General features: G+C 53.5%; 13 protein-coding genes. 4 read left to right on the forward strand and 9 right to left on the reverse strand.

Features of this window, described 5'->3' with window-relative positions; genetic code table 11:
• Positions 1 to 19: 19 nt before the first annotated feature.
• The 9 genes from gspK to gspC are packed head-to-tail and all read right to left on the reverse strand — an operon-like array spanning position 20 to position 9,012.
• Entirely contained in the window at positions 20 to 1,012 is a 993-nt protein-coding gene (gene gspK / locus ACMHXH_RS11040; RefSeq protein WP_335912513.1) for a type II secretion system minor pseudopilin GspK, read from the reverse strand.
• Positions 1,012 to 1,755: a type II secretion system minor pseudopilin GspJ gene (gspJ, locus tag ACMHXH_RS11045; RefSeq protein WP_039035172.1), complete on the reverse strand. Its 744-nt coding sequence runs from the start codon at positions 1,753 to 1,755 to the stop codon at positions 1,012 to 1,014. The genes gspK and gspJ overlap by 1 nt, the downstream gene beginning before the upstream one ends.
• Positions 1,736 to 2,119, reverse strand: a complete 384-nt coding sequence (gene gspI, locus ACMHXH_RS11050) for a type II secretion system minor pseudopilin GspI (RefSeq protein ID WP_039035171.1) — start codon at positions 2,117 to 2,119, stop codon at positions 1,736 to 1,738. Before gspI ends, gspJ begins: the two co-directional genes overlap by 20 nt.
• Positions 2,106 to 2,681: a type II secretion system minor pseudopilin GspH gene (gspH, locus tag ACMHXH_RS11055; protein ID WP_039035170.1), complete on the reverse strand. Its 576-nt coding sequence runs from the start codon at positions 2,679 to 2,681 to the stop codon at positions 2,106 to 2,108. Before gspH ends, gspI begins: the two co-directional genes overlap by 14 nt.
• Position 2,682: 1 nt before the next feature.
• Entirely contained in the window at positions 2,683 to 3,117 is a 435-nt protein-coding gene (gene gspG / locus ACMHXH_RS11060; RefSeq protein ID WP_039035169.1) for a type II secretion system major pseudopilin GspG, read from the reverse strand.
• A 49-nt stretch (positions 3,118 to 3,166) separates the two neighbouring features.
• Positions 3,167 to 4,390, reverse strand: coding sequence for a type II secretion system inner membrane protein GspF (gspF, locus tag ACMHXH_RS11065; RefSeq protein WP_335912511.1), 1,224 nt, complete (start codon positions 4,388 to 4,390; stop codon positions 3,167 to 3,169).
• 3 nt (positions 4,391 to 4,393) lie between these two features.
• The gene (gspE, locus tag ACMHXH_RS11070; RefSeq protein ID WP_039035167.1) at positions 4,394 to 5,959 is read right to left on the reverse strand and encodes a type II secretion system ATPase GspE; all 1,566 of its coding nucleotides are present in this window, start codon (positions 5,957 to 5,959) and stop codon (positions 4,394 to 4,396) included.
• Complete coding sequence (gspD, locus tag ACMHXH_RS11075) at positions 5,952 to 8,075, reverse strand: type II secretion system secretin GspD (protein WP_039035166.1); 2,124 nt, start codon at positions 8,073 to 8,075, stop codon at positions 5,952 to 5,954. The genes gspE and gspD overlap by 8 nt, the downstream gene beginning before the upstream one ends.
• 25 nt (positions 8,076 to 8,100) lie before the next feature.
• A complete protein-coding gene (gspC, locus tag ACMHXH_RS11080; RefSeq protein ID WP_039035165.1) occupies positions 8,101 to 9,012 on the reverse strand; it encodes a type II secretion system protein GspC in 912 nt (303 codons plus the stop codon).
• Positions 9,013 to 9,270: 258 nt separating this feature from the next.
• On the opposite strand from gspC, the gene hslR reads away from it, so the two are divergent.
• The 4 genes from hslR to ACMHXH_RS11100 all read left to right on the forward strand — a co-directional run bounded on the left by hslR (position 9,271) and on the right by ACMHXH_RS11100 (position 14,187).
• Positions 9,271 to 9,669 (forward strand): ribosome-associated heat shock protein Hsp15, encoded by a 399-nt coding sequence (hslR, locus tag ACMHXH_RS11085; protein ID WP_039035164.1) that lies wholly within the window; start codon positions 9,271 to 9,273, stop codon positions 9,667 to 9,669.
• Positions 9,670 to 9,688: 19 nt separating this feature from the next.
• Positions 9,689 to 10,552, forward strand: coding sequence for an Hsp33 family molecular chaperone HslO (gene hslO / locus ACMHXH_RS11090; protein ID WP_039035163.1), 864 nt, complete (start codon positions 9,689 to 9,691; stop codon positions 10,550 to 10,552).
• A gap of 165 nt (positions 10,553 to 10,717) precedes the next feature.
• A complete protein-coding gene (locus tag ACMHXH_RS11095) occupies positions 10,718 to 12,259 on the forward strand; it encodes a phosphoenolpyruvate carboxykinase (RefSeq protein WP_039035162.1) in 1,542 nt (513 codons plus the stop codon).
• Positions 12,260 to 12,447: 188 nt separating this feature from the next.
• Positions 12,448 to 14,187: a hypothetical protein gene (locus tag ACMHXH_RS11100; RefSeq protein ID WP_335912507.1), complete on the forward strand. Its 1,740-nt coding sequence runs from the start codon at positions 12,448 to 12,450 to the stop codon at positions 14,185 to 14,187.
• Positions 14,188 to 14,211 lie beyond the last annotated feature (24 nt).

Genomic DNA, 14,211 nt, shown 5'->3' on the forward strand with positions numbered 1-14,211 from the left:
GGCTTAGGGGCTTGTCCTGTTATTCTTGTCCGCCATATTGCCGGGTCAACACTTCGAGATGATTCCCACCCACTATATGCAGCATACTCTCCAATCGGAACAGGGCATCATCTACCCTGGCCTTGGCCTCCAGCTTAAAAAACTTACTGTTGACCACAAAACTGGACTTGAGCTGATCATTCTTACTGGCAATCGAGGTCAAAGAACCCAGCGCCCAGAAATCTTCTATTTTGTCGAAGCCCCCCGCTGGGCGCTGGTTAATAATGCTTTCTGCTTCGCCTACCGAGATCTGGTTTTCCAGCATGCCAGCCAGCAGTGCAGCCTGCTCAACCTTGATGGTGTTGACGTTCAACAACTGTCGGTCATTTCCCGGTATGGCGCAAACATAGGGCTTTAAAATGCGATAAGTCTCTTGGTTAAAGCCAAACACAGCCCTGAGTTCACTGCTGTGGCTCATTAGCGTGTTGGCCGCCCGGTAAGGGACAACCCGCGCTTCATACTCGGCATCTTCGGCGCCAAAGGGTGAGGCTATCGAATCCTCATCCAGATAATCTTTCAACGTATGGGTCAGACGTTCGGCACCGAATTCATCCATCCCCAAGGATTCCAGCAATCCTTTGAACTGTCTGGCGGCCAGCGGCATCTTCTGCGGTTGCCCATCTGTCGTCTCTTTGCTGCTGACACTCAAGGCATTGAGGTTAAAACAGCTGCGAAGATCGGAAATGGTGCCGCCGATTTCGCCATTTTCTGCCGGGAGAATGACATCTGCCAGTGCCCAGTATTGTTGCAGATGCACCCGACCTTCAGAGTCATCCAGATCCTGTTTCAATACTTTACGCGCTAACTCTTCGGCCGAAATGGCATACCAGTAAGCTTGGTCATACTGCGCCAGATTTAAGGTTCTGCGCACTGATAACTGATTGCGCCCGGTAATACTGGTCGCCAGCACGGCCACAATCGCTACTATCAGCAGCACCACTATCAGAGCAACCCCTCTTTGTTTGCCTTTCATCAGAGTTCCTCTTTACCTTGGCCTGAGTCGTTACCCTCTTGGCCGTCCGACTCCTGCTGACCACCATCTGTATTAGTGCCGCTGTTGTTATCCCCTTTGTTAGTGTCGCCACTATTATCATTCTGTTTGTCGGCTGCCGGGGCTCCAATCGGCAACAGGAATTTGCGGCTGATAACGCCTCTGTCCTCTGTTTCTATCTCTATGGCGATCGCCTTGGGTAACTTGCTGGCATCGGCTTTACGTTGCCACTTGTCCTCGACAAAAAAGGCGTACTTTACCGATAGCACCTTGTCCATCAATACGGTTTTAATCGGCTCGGCGCCGAATTCCGGCTCTGGATAAGGATAGTACCAACGCTCAAGTCGGCCTTCCTGTACTACATAGGCCACAGACTGCAGGCTGCCTCTTGGCAGTAAACCTCCCGGGTTGAGCCACCCGAGACGAAAAAACACCAGCGCCTCGGATTCAGAGTCCAGAATATCAGTCCCGGTTTGAAACACTGTGCTGCCACGGCCGCCTTCCAGTAGCCTGGGAGTACGGGCCACCATCTGGCCCAGATCCCGCTCCAACACCCCAAAGCCCTGCTGCAGGTATTTGAGTTGCTGTGAAAAATCGCGGGTCACCTCATCGTTCTTCAGCACAGTTTGTAATACAGCATTGGCTGCCAGGCCCAACATGGCGAAGATCGCTATGGCGATCAGCATCTCCAGCAGGGTAAAGCCGCTATTCCTGCTTGAGTACATAAGAGTTCACCTGAGCGATGATCCGCTCGAATTTGTCATCATCGCTAACACTGATACGGATCATCCGAAAATTATCATCTGTGGTCTTGACCACCTCTTTGCGCCAATACCAGGTTTGGCCGGCCAGTTCGCTACGACCATCTTTGCGTCCAAGAGCAGGAAAGCCTTTTTCCAACCTGGCATCCACCATCTGGTTATCGGCCACCCACTGTGCCAGGGTGCGCTGTTCCAGAATCGGCATATTGGCAATCTGATCGCCTATGCTCTTGGTAATGGCCACCGCCGCAATGGCAAACACTGCCAGAGCGACTATCACTTCCAGCAACGTCATCCCCTTTTGCCGGGCAAGTTTATTCGAAATCATCGAACCTCCCCAGCTTGAGGCGACCCAGGCTATCACCACTGACCAACACCTCAACGGTTTCGCCCAGGCTGTCGCTGGCAATAAAGCTCAGCTCGAAAGCTGTCATTTCGCCACTTGGCAACAGCATGATCTGCGGCTCGGGAAACTTCTTTTTGTCCGCGTCCGATTCTTCGATAAAGGGCTCGTCGAACCAGGAGTCCTGCTCTTCATCTTCCTGCACCAAAGGCAGGCCTTCGAGCTCGACCGACAGTTTGATGCCTTCCGGCAACTGCTTTTCGGCCAGTAGCCTGTCCTGCTCCAGCGGTTGCCATTTGTTCTCTTTAAACAGCACGAAGTGGTACTTGTCCTTGTCCACCACTATGCCGATAAACTGGCCACTGAGTACGGTTTCATCCAGTACTGTCTCGGTGGCCGCCATAAATCTCTGCGCCTCACGGGTTAACTGTTGCTTGGGACCGCTGTCCCCCATTGTCATGGTCACAGCCGTAGCTGCCAGCCCCATCAGCAGCACTACCAACATCACTTCCAGCAGGGTAAAACCCCGTGAGTGCTTGTTTTGCATCTTATTGGAAATCTTGCAGATTCCAGTTGCCTATATCGTCTTCTGTGCCGGGCTGGCTATCAGGGCCTGAGCTGAAGACGTCAATCTTGCCGTGTTCGCCCGGGCTCATCAGTAGATAAGGATTACCCCAGGGATCCATAGGCAGACGCTTAACGTAGCCTCCGTCGCGGTAGTTACGTGGCTCAGGAGAAATGGTCGGCTTCTGGACCAGAGCTTCCAGTCCCTGTTCGGTTGTGGGGTACACGCTGTTGTCCAGCTTGTACATGTCCAGCTGGTTTTCCAATGCGACTATGTCAGACACCGCCTTTTGTTGGTCGGCCTTGTCCTTGTTACCCATCAGATTGGGTACCACCATGGAGGCCAAGATCCCCAGGATCACTATCACCACCATCACTTCCAACAGGGTAAAACCTTTCTGTCTGTTGTTGCTTTGCATTAACTTACTTCCTCCTAAAAAATCTCACATGGCTGCGGTGAAATAAGACTCAGCCACTAATCATATTGTTGAGCGCCAATATCGGTTGCAAAATTGCCAGAACAATAAACAACACTATCCCGGCCATACTCACCACCAACAGAGGTTCGAACACCCCCAAGGCGATATTGACGTTGGACTCGAACTCCCTGTCCTGGTTATCTGCGGCGCGCTCCAGCATCTGCTCCAGTTCACCACTCTTCTCACCCGAGGCTATCATATACAACATCATCGGCGGGAACAGCTTGGTATTAGTCAGTGCCGCTCCCAGACTGGTTCCCTCACGCACTCTGGCCGTGGCCTCTTCCACTGCCTGACGTACCCGCACATTCAGCAAGACCTCACTGGCAATCCGCATGCCATCAAGCAGCGGCACTGAACTGGCACTGAGGATACTCAAGGTTCGGGCAAAGCGTGACGTATTCAGCCCCTTACTGACTTTGCCCACCACAGGCAAACGTAGCAACAGCTCGTGATACTTGAGTTTGAAGGCGGGTTTGGTGAGCATCTTCTGAAACAGCAGCGCCAGCAATACTATGGCGCCGAGGACGAATAGCCCGTAATGCTGGACAAAGTCAGAGGCGGCAATCAAAAACTGAGTGGTACCGGGTAACTCCTGGCCCATATGTTCAAATTGACCAACTACTTTGGGCACTACGGCCGCCAGCAGCACGGCGATAACGCCGATAGCCACTGTGGTCAGCACTATGGGGTAGATCATCGCCTGGGTCAGCTTAGTCTTGAGCTGTTGGCGCCGCTCCGTGTAGTCCGCCAGGCGATTGAGCACCACTTCCAAATGGCCGGACTTTTCACCCGAGGCCACCATGGCGCGGTAGAGATCATCAAACACATGGGGAAACTCGGCCATGGAGTCGGCCAGCGAGTAGCCTTCCACCACTCGCGAGCGTACCGCCATCACCATGGAGGCGAGACGGTCTTTTTCGCACTGTTGGCCTACGGCCTTGAGGGCTTCTTCCACCGGCAAACCGGCAGCGACCAGAGTCGCTATCTGGCGGGTGATCAGCGCCAGTTCAGCCACAGAGATCTTCTTGCGCCGCGCCAACCAACTGCCACTGCTGGCCTTGGCTTCTTTTTCGGTGACCGGGGCGATATCCAGCGGCATCAGCTTCTGTTCACGCAGCTGACTGCGGGCCAGTCTGGCGGTATCGGCTTCGATAACCCCTTTGACCTGCTTTCCGGCTTGATTGAGCGCCTTATACTCGAATGCCGCCATGAATTACTCCTCGCGGGTCACGCGCAGCACTTCTTCCAGGGTAGTGATCCCCGCCAGCACCTTGACCATGCCATCATGGCGAATGCTGGGGTTGTGCTGACGAATATATTTTTCAATCGCCAGTTCGCCACGGCCACCGTGGATGAGTTCGCGGACGTTGTCGTCCACCAGCAGCAGTTCATGGATCCCGGTACGGCCACGATAGCCGTTATGGCCACAGCTCTTGCAGCCCTTGGCGCGATAGATCACCGCATCTTCATCGCCTATGCCCAGGAGCTCACGTTCGCGGGCATCCGGGGTATGGGCTTCCTTACACTCGTTGCATAGAGTCCGCACCAGGCGCTGGGCCAGCACCCCCAGCAGACTGGAAGACACCAGGAAAGGCTCAACGCCCATGTCCTGCAAACGGGTAATGGCACCGGAAGCCGTGTTGGTGTGCAAGGTAGAGATCACCAGGTGGCCGGTGAGTGAGGCCTGCACCGCTATCTGCGCCGTTTCCAGGTCACGGATTTCCCCTATCATCACCACATCAGGATCCTGACGCAAAATGGCCCGCAAGCCGCGGGCGAAGGTCATATCCACCTTGGTGTTGACCTGGGTCTGGCCTATGCCTTCCAGCTCGTATTCAATTGGGTCTTCAACTGTGAGTATGTTGATGTCGTTGTGATTGATTTCGGTCAGACCGGCATAGAGGGTAGTACTCTTGCCCGAACCCGTAGGGCCGGTGACCAGAATAATGCCGTGAGGTTTACGGATCAGTTCATCGAACTGGTGGCGAATACTGTCTTTCATTCCCAGTTGTGCCAAGTCCAGATTGCCAGCGTTCTTGTCCAGCAGACGCAGTACGACCCGCTCGCCGTGGCTCGATGGCATGGTCGATACCCGGACATCCACAGCGCGGCCACCGATACGCAGTGAGATCCGGCCATCCTGCGGCACCCGCTTTTCGGCGATATCCAAACGGGCCATAACCTTGATCCGCGATACCAGGAGCGAAGAAAGCTTACGGTTCGGCTTGAGTACTTCCTTGAGCACGCCATCAACCCGGAAACGCACCACCAGCTGCTTCTCATAGGTTTCAATATGAATATCCGAAGCTTCCTCTTTGATGGCTTCGGACAATAAGGCGTTGATCAGCTTGATGATGGGCGCATCATCTTCTCCTTCCAGCAGATCTTCGGTCTGCGGCATCTCTTCTGCCAGGGTAAAGAGATCCATCTCATTGCCTATGTCTTCCATCAGCTGCTGCGCCTCGGAAGAGTTACTCTGATAGGCCTGAGTCAGGTAGCGCTCAAACTCATGGGCTTCCAGTTTGTGCAGCGGCAGTTCCTGGCCGGCATAGCGACGCACCTCAAACAACACAGACAAAGGCGTTGCCTGGGTGTAATAGAGGGTCAGCCGTTCATCTTGGCCTTTACTGAGCACCAGGTTGTATCTGTGAGCAAAGGCAAACGGCAGCCGCTCACGGCTGCTTGAGTGAAACAGCTCGTCACTTTCAGCCTCGGCGGTCAGCGCCAGTTCACTGGAAACCTGGGCCAGATCGTCTGTTGGCGGCTGGACTTCAGTCATCGGCTTCGTCCTGCTTGTTTTCTTCCAAGGTCTTCAGGGTGGAGTCTGTTTTACGCATCTTGGTATCCAGTCCCTTACCCTGCTTGTAACGATCGAGGATCTCATTGACTTCGGGTGGCAGGTATTCTTCCTGGCTCCACTCTTCCAGCATGGGCACATCAGTCCTTGGCATCAGGTTGATACCACGTTCCTGCTGTTCCAGCTGCAGGGCTCGGAAGTAGTTGTATTTACGGCCGGCAATGCCTTCCATGGTGACACCATCACGGATGATGGTCGGCTTGATAAATACCATCAGGTTCTTTTTCTTCTTGCCGCTGCTGGATGACTTGAACAGATGCCCCAGAATCGGGATATCGCCCAGGAAAGGTACTTTCTGGACGCTTTCCTGTACCTCTTCATTAATTAGCCCCCCCAGCACCACGATTTGACCCGAGTCGGCCATTACGGTAGTCGTCAGGCGGCGGGTGGCAAAGGTCACGTCCACATTGGTCTTGCCGTTGATGCCGGAGACTTCCTGCTCAATGGTGAGCTTGACGGCATTGCCTTCGTTGATCTGCGGCACTACCTTGAGCTTAACCCCGACTTCTTTGCGTTCAACGGTTTGGAATGGGTTGCTGTTGCCATTGCTGGAGTTCTGCGCGCCAGTAAGGATGGGCACTTCGTCACCGACGATGAAGGAGGCTTCCTGGTTGTCCAGGGTGGTAATAGAAGGGGTCGCCAATACGTTGGAGTTGGTATCGCTGGACACCGCCTGTATCAGAGCGCCAAAGTCGCCCATGGTCACACCCCAGGCCATGCCGTTTACCTTACCGAGCGCCTGGGCCAACAGGGTGATATCGCCCTTGGTGTCAGGGTTATCGGTACAGGTCAGGTTGTCACCCGAACCGGTACAGGTCTGGGAGGCTTTCTTGTCCTGCGCATTCCAGATACCCGCACCAATTTCACCTATGGTGGGTCCCAGGTTGTTGAACTGAGTACCACCACCGGCCTCTGTGGCCCATTGGATACCGAAGCCCACATCATCCCCTTCGGCGACCTCGACTATGATGGCCTCCACCAGTACCTGGGCGCGGCGGATATCCAATTGGTTGATCACGCTCTCCAGGGTACGCATCTGATCTGGCTCAGCGCTGATCACCAGGGCATTGGTGTCTTCATGGGCCATGATATTGATTTCATTGCGGCGTTTACCGCCGGCGCTGCCGGGGGCTGGTGCTGCACCATCTTTCGCTTCCAGTTTTTGGGCAAACCCTGTCAGCACTTCCACCAGGTCTTCGGCCTTGGCATAACGCAGATAACGCACCTTGGTATTGCCTGTGCTGGCCTGTTCGGCATCGAGGCGATGAATAAGCTCTACTACCCGCTGACGACTGCGTTCATCACCACTGACCACCACGGCGTTGATCCGCTCATCGGCCACCACCTTGGGCGCCTGTCCCGGTAGCTGTGCCTGGTTGGCACTGGCGCGATAGAGGGTATCTATGATCCGCACCATCTCACCGGCAGAAGCGTATTCCAAGGGCACCACCTGCACTTCAGTGTCACCCTGCTTGTCTACCCGGCGCACGATTTCCACTAGCTTGTTGACCACATTGGCGCGGCCGGTGATCATCAATACATTGGAAGGATCATAGTTGACCACGTTGCCGCCACCGGCATTGTCATTGAGCTGACGCAGCAAAGGTGCCAGTTGCTTGGCTTCTGTGTTGTACAGCGCCACTATGCGGGTCACCATCTCGTCGCCAAGACCCGGGGTATTGTCATCGGCAACCCGAATCGAAGAGGTCTTGGCGTCTTTGTCTTTAATCACCTTGATGACATTGTTTTCCAGCTCGACCACAGCATAGCCGTAGACCTGCAGCACGTTGAGGAAAAATTGGTAATATTGCTCGTCGTTGAGCATGTCATAGCTGCGGACGTTGATTTTGCCGCGAATAGTGGGATCGACAATGATGGTCTTGTTGAGGTTTTTACCAACTATGTTGATAAACTCCTGAATATCTGTGCCTTTAAAGTTTGCCGCATATTGCTCAGACCAAGCGCTTGGCTGGGTCAGCAAGGCCGCGGTAGCTACCAGACCAGCGATAAGCTTGGTTCGAATCCGTTTATTGTTCATTATTGTGCTTTCCTCTAAACCTGCTTTATTGCGGCAAACTGAACATGATTTCAACCAACTGACCTTCGCGCTCTACCATCACAGAGACTTCGGTCAGCTCCGGCAACTGGCCCATCACCTCCAGCGCCTGACTCATATCAGTTAAATCATAACCATTGATGGATTTTGCCAGGTCATTGGGCTGGAACCCGGCATCCTTGAATAATCCGGCATCTTTGCCCGGATTGAGTCTGTACCCTTGCACTTCGCCATCCTTTTGAACCGGTGAAATTGCCAGGTAATCGGTAATCTTGCTGGGATCGGCCAGCAACTCATCGCGGGAAGCCACCAACTCGCGGCCAATGTCGGCATCACGGCGGTCAACCTTGGTCACGTCACCACCGCTGCGGGCCTGTTGCAGCTGAGCATTGGCTTGTGACTGAGTAGTATATTGCAGGCCGTCGAGCATCAGGGTTTCGTAACGACCGGCATTGGTAATAATGATACGGTCGGCATACACCTCTTTCAGCGATGCTGAGGTGCCCTTGATCTTATCGCCCAGACTGTAGGTTTCCTGGCTGCCTTGAGACTCGATAATCGCCAGGCCTTTCTGCTCGGCGCTGGACGCCACCACCCCGGTCAACAGAATCGACAGTGACGTTTTGGGCGCATCTGTGATCATTTCAGTTGAGACTTCTTTAGGCTTGGTGCTGCTGGCGTCTTTTTTGCCGAACAGCGCCAAACCATTGATACCGCTGATATCGACATTCTGTGATTGGGGACCAGACACCGGGGTTGGTGTCCAGTTGGCAGTCGGTTTTCCTGTTGGGATCAGTTTCCAGCTAATCTGTGCCGTCAAATACAGAACCAATAGCAACAATAGCCAAAACACGGCGGTGCTGGCGGGTTTTTGCGGTATGCTGCCCGTCTTGGCGATAATCTTATCCAATAAATCCATATTTTCCGGACCCTCTAATCAGGTCTCTGTTCTGATTATAATAGTGAATGAAACCTTCGCCATGCTAACTCACACTCTTGTTTGCAACAAGACCATAACAGGGGGTTGGTTGGCGAAAATTGTACGATTATGCTACCTTTGCGCGCCTGGAAAGGGTGTGAAGCGCTCCACTGTTTAACCCCGTATTGGCGGCTTGGACAAGGGGTTTATCCCCGAGTTGTGAGCTCATCCCCTTTTTCAATTATGACAGGAGTATCCATGGCCAATAGCAATGACAACGCCGAGGCGGTCCGGCTCGATAAATGGCTCTGGGCGGCGCGCTTTTACAAGACCCGCGCCCTGGCCAAAGAGATGATCAACGGCGGTAAAGTACATTACAACGGTCAAAGAGCCAAATCCAGCAAGCTGGCAGAAGTCGGTGCGCGCATTAGGTTACGCCAGGGATATGACGAAAAAGAGATCGTCATAAAAAAAGTTTCCGGTGTCCGTCAGGGAGCGGCTATCGCCCAGAGCCTGTACGAAGAAACGCCGCAGAGCATACAAAAACGGGAAAGCAATGCTGAAGCCAGAAGGCTCAACATATTGCATAATCCGGCGCCCGATACCAAGCCGGATAAGAAACAGCGGCGGCAAATCATTCGCTTCCGCGAGACCTGAATTAACTGTGAGAAACCCAATGAACCAAGATACTCTCCATCGCTATCTGTTTGATAACGCTGATGTAAGGGGTGAACTGGCCCAACTTGGTGACAGCTATCGCCAGATAATTAGCACCCATGATTACCCGGAGCGCCTTAAGGTACTGCTGGGTGAATTGCTGGCGGCGACTTCGCTGCTGACGGCAACACTGAAATTTGAAGGTGATATCAGTGTACAGCTGCAGGGGCAGGGTGGTCCGGTGTCACTGGCGGTGATCAACGGCAATAACCGTCAGGAATTAAGGGGCGTTGCCCGCTGGCAAGGCGAGATTGCCACAGATGCAACACTGGATCAGCTCTTTGGCCAAGGTTATATGGTCATCACCCTGACTCCGACCGAAGGTGAGCGTTATCAAGGGGTAGTGGCCCTGGATAAGCCCAGCATCGCAGAATGTCTTGAGAGCTACTTTGCCCAGTCGGAGCAATTGCCTACAGGTATTTGGTTATTTGCCAATGGTGAACATGCCGCCGGTATGCTGTTGCAGGTATTGCCGAGTGAGCAGAGTGAAAATACCGAGTTTGAACACCTGACTCAGCTGACCGCTACTATTAAAGCTGAAGAATTGTTCAGCCTGCCGGCTACTGAAGTCCTGCACCGTCTTTACCATCAGGAGCAGGTACGGTTGTTCGACCCAGTAAGCGTCAGCTTCAAGTGTACCTGTTCCCGTGAGCGCAGCGCTGCAGCGATCCGCACCCTGGCGAAGGAAGAGATAGACGCTATCATTCAGGAGAAGGGGCTGGTGGAGATGGGCTGTGAATATTGCAACAGTCACTACCGCTTCGATGCCATCGATATCGAAGCCATCTTTGCCAACAGTCAGACACCTAATACTCCCCAATAACGGGGGCAATATTCAGTTGTTTTTAAGAGAGCGAGTGATCGCTCTCTTTTTTTTGTCATTTTTCAGAACGTGCTCACACTTTAGCCGCGGCTTAAGTTACAATCGCGCCAACCCGACAGCAGACCGGGACTATATCAGACCTCATAATAGATGGAGACCTTACTTATGGCGGCAGAAGCAAACCGCATTCAACTCAACCTCAACAGTGCCCAACTGGTAGAGCAGGCGATTCTGCGCGGTGAAGGCAGATTAACAGCCAACGGTGCTCTGGTGGCTCAGACCGGCGAGCGCACCGGCCGTTCCCCCGCCGACCGTTTTATCGTCAAGGAGCCGGGTACCGAGGCTGATATCGAGTGGGGCGTGGTCAACCAGGCGTTTGAACCTCAGAAGTTTGCCGCCCTGTGGGAGCAAGTCGAAGCCTATCTGGCCGACAAACAAGTATTTGTCTCTGAGCTGGAAGTCGGCGCCGATGCCGAACACTACCTGCCTATCAGAGTCACGACCGAATACGCCTGGCACCAATTGTTTGCCCGTAATCTGTTTATCGTACCTGAGCACTATAACCAGAGCCACAAACCCGAGTGGCAGATCATCAACGCCCCAGGCTTTGTCTGCTCACCCGAGCGCGATGGCACTAACTCGGACGGTGCAGTGATCATCAACTTCGCCGAGCGTAAGGTACTGCTGGCCGGTATGCGCTATGCCGGTGAAATGAAAAAATCCATGTTCTCGGTACAAAACTTCCTGCTGCCGGCCAAAGATGTACTGCCTATGCATTGCTCGGCCAACGTCGGCAAAGATGGCGACACCACTCTCTTCTTTGGTCTTTCAGGTACAGGCAAGACTACATTGTCTGCCGATCCCAAGCGTTTTCTGATCGGTGATGATGAACACGGCTGGGCTGAAGGCGGCGTCTTCAATATTGAAGGCGGCTGCTATGCCAAGTGTATCGATCTCAGTCAGAAGAATGAGCCGGTGATCTGGGATGCGATTCGCTTCGGTACTGTGCTGGAAAACGTGGTGCTGGATGCTCAGCGAGTGCCTGACTACAAGGATGCCAGCCTGACCGAGAACACTCGCGCCGCTTACCCACTGGAGCATATTGCCCAGCGTAAGGAAGATAATCGTGGTAACGAGCCTCACGCCGTGGTGTTCCTCACCTGTGATGTTTCCGGCGTCTTGCCTCCGGTAGCCAAACTTAGCAAGGAGCAGGCAGCTTATCACTTCCTCTCGGGGTATACCGCCAAGGTAGGTTCCACCGAAGTGGGCTCAACCGCCGCGATTCAGTCGACTTTCTCCACCTGTTTCGGTGCTCCCTTCTTCCCTCGTCCTGCCGGGGTTTATGCCGAGCTGTTGATGAAGCGTATCCAAGCCTTCGGCAGCCAAGTTTACCTGGTGAACACAGGTTGGACCGGCGGCCCTTATGGCGTCGGCAAACGTTTCGACATTCCTGTCACCCGCGCCATAGTGGATGCCATCGTCAGCGGTGAACTCAAAGAAGTGCCGACCGAACATATCGAGCAGTTGAATCTGGATGTCCCGGTTGCCATTCCCGGCGTCGACAGCGCGCTGCTCAATCCGGTCAACACTTGGGCTGACAAGGAAGAATACGCCAAGTATGCCAAACAGTTGGCTGAATCTTTCCAGAGCAACTTCGCTAAGTATCAGGTCTCCGATGCCATTAAGGCTGCCGGTCCTAAAGCTTGATGACAGCAGTAAATGACAAAAACGGCTCCTGAATGGAGCCGTTTTTATTGGCCAATTCCTGCTCTTGTCATAAAAGGGATTTAGTCTATTCAATGGACTCGCAAAGACTTAGTGCTTTCGGGGGGTTGTGATCACCCCAAAGGCTAAGGAAAATGCACCTTCAAATTTAATTAATCACGGACGATCAAATGGTTAAACCAAAGTATCTCGCAGTACTTCTTAGCGCCACGCTGCTTTCCGCCTGCGGTAATTCCGACTCAGATGACAACCAACCACCTGTGACCAAGGATATCAGTGTTCTGGGACAGGTCAGTTATTTGGGGGCTGTAGCTGGTGCTGATGTTTGCGCCGATCTCAATCGTAACTTGTCTTGTGATGCCGATGAGCCCACAACAACAACCGACAGCGACGGCAAGTATCAGCTCGATTGGCGCAGCGATGAGCCTACGCCCGATTATTATCTGCTGGCCAGCTGGATAGCGCAGACCAGCGACAACCCCCCGGCCAAACAGCAGCACAATAAGCAGAGTGTCACTGCCCGAACCGCTGATGACGGCAGCCTGATGCTCTTTGCCCTGAACCAGCATACGGGCGCCATCAACCTGGTAACCCATTTGGAATTCAGTCGTTTCCAGCAGATGTTGCAGGCGGGCATTAGTGATGCCAAGCGCGATTCCCTGCTTAAGGAACTCAGGCAGTTATATTCTCTGCTGTTCGCCACTGAAGGCAAGACCCCCTACCAGATCCCAGCCGAGGTCACAGCAGCGCCGACCTTTGCCGAGGCCTTCTGGCTACTGCAACATATTCACGCTTTGACAGCAGCTCAGATAGAAAAGCTTCTCGGGGAAGGTAATCATGAGGCAATTCTGGCGGCCGAACAGACCCTGGCTATGACTCTGAATGAGCTGCGACACTTGATTGCTGCCAGTGGTCAGACAGCGGCGACATTCCTGGCCACAGATCCCCAAGAGGTGCGGAACAAGGTAAACAACGCCATGGTGGTCCTGGGTTATCTGGAGCCTCAGGATGATAAAACCATGAACGACAATGACTGGGTGATAGTGCTCAATGGTTTGATGGAGGATGATGAGCAAGCTCATCTGCTGGATTTGGGGCTGAGTGGCGCACCGGAGTTTTTCTCCCTGCAATATGGTGATCCCTCAAAATTTTTGATCGGTAGTGTCAACCAAGGCAAGGTTTTGGCCCAGGATATTCCTCTGGGAGATGAAGTCGCTTCCGAGTGCTGGAATACCCAAATGGAGCGCTGGATAAATGCCGAACGCAAGGATCAAGGCTATCGCCCAAGCGCGCCGGTTATCGAAGGCAATCAACTGCACACCTTCTATGATGGTACTCAGGTGCCAATCACTATGCAGGTGGACAAGTACCAGACCGGCGATGAAGACTGGCAAAGCTTGTTGGCAGGCACCCCGGCTGTCCTGCAGTTAGCCAAGCTCGAATGGCCTGGGCAGGTTTACCGCATCTGGACAGCGCAGCAAGCCGATGTGATGTGTCGCAATGAAGAGTTTGTTTCCTGGGAGATGCCGGTTGCCAACGCCGAAGCTCTCGACTCCAGGGCCTTGATTACCCTCTTTTGGCCTATAGCAACAGAGGATGAAATTACCCTGGATGGCGAACAGCGTTTTACGCTTAACTTTGGCGATGCCCCTGAAAGCTACGAGTGGCAGCTAATCCAGAGCCCGAGTGGTGCGCCTTTGTTGCAGATCACTGAGCTGCTGGACAATCCTGAGTTGGCCGACAAGGTTTTACCCAGTGAATATTTGATCCAAGGTGGCCAACTCATTGAAGTGGATATCTACCGTGCCTTTGATTTCGATGCCGGCAGGCAGCAGTTACGACTCACCTACGAGCAAAGCTTCAGCGAGCCCTTGTATCAACATCTGAAGCAATTGGCACAGGCTAATTGAATACGGTGGGATGGAAGTGAATGT

Source organism: Shewanella sp. BJSY2023SW001, assembly GCF_047314685.1.
Lineage (GTDB): Bacteria > Pseudomonadota > Gammaproteobacteria > Enterobacterales > Shewanellaceae > Shewanella > Shewanella indica.

What these genes read in the sequence shown, in the direction of transcription:
- gspK (WP_335912513.1), bottom strand. Translation starts at nt 1,012, where the DNA reads ATGAAAGGCAAACAAAGAGGGGTTGCTCTGATAGTGGTGCTGCTGATA.
- gspJ (WP_039035172.1), bottom strand. Translation starts at nt 1,755, where the DNA reads ATGTACTCAAGCAGGAATAGCGGCTTTACCCTGCTGGAGATGCTGATC.
- gspI (WP_039035171.1), bottom strand. Translation starts at nt 2,119, where the DNA reads ATGATTTCGAATAAACTTGCCCGGCAAAAGGGGATGACGTTGCTGGAA.
- gspH (WP_039035170.1), bottom strand. Translation starts at nt 2,681, where the DNA reads ATGCAAAACAAGCACTCACGGGGTTTTACCCTGCTGGAAGTGATGTTG.
- gspG (WP_039035169.1), bottom strand. Translation starts at nt 3,117, where the DNA reads ATGCAAAGCAACAACAGACAGAAAGGTTTTACCCTGTTGGAAGTGATG.
- gspF (WP_335912511.1), bottom strand. Translation starts at nt 4,390, where the DNA reads ATGGCGGCATTCGAGTATAAGGCGCTCAATCAAGCCGGAAAGCAGGTC.
- gspE (WP_039035167.1), bottom strand. Translation starts at nt 5,959, where the DNA reads ATGACTGAAGTCCAGCCGCCAACAGACGATCTGGCCCAGGTTTCCAGT.
- gspD (WP_039035166.1), bottom strand. Translation starts at nt 8,075, where the DNA reads ATGAACAATAAACGGATTCGAACCAAGCTTATCGCTGGTCTGGTAGCT.
- gspC (WP_039035165.1), bottom strand. Translation starts at nt 9,012, where the DNA reads ATGGATTTATTGGATAAGATTATCGCCAAGACGGGCAGCATACCGCAA.
- hslR (WP_039035164.1), top strand. Translation starts at nt 9,271, where the DNA reads ATGGCCAATAGCAATGACAACGCCGAGGCGGTCCGGCTCGATAAATGG.
- hslO (WP_039035163.1), top strand. Translation starts at nt 9,689, where the DNA reads ATGAACCAAGATACTCTCCATCGCTATCTGTTTGATAACGCTGATGTA.
- ACMHXH_RS11095 (WP_039035162.1), top strand. Translation starts at nt 10,718, where the DNA reads ATGGCGGCAGAAGCAAACCGCATTCAACTCAACCTCAACAGTGCCCAA.
- ACMHXH_RS11100 (WP_335912507.1), top strand. Translation starts at nt 12,448, where the DNA reads ATGGTTAAACCAAAGTATCTCGCAGTACTTCTTAGCGCCACGCTGCTT.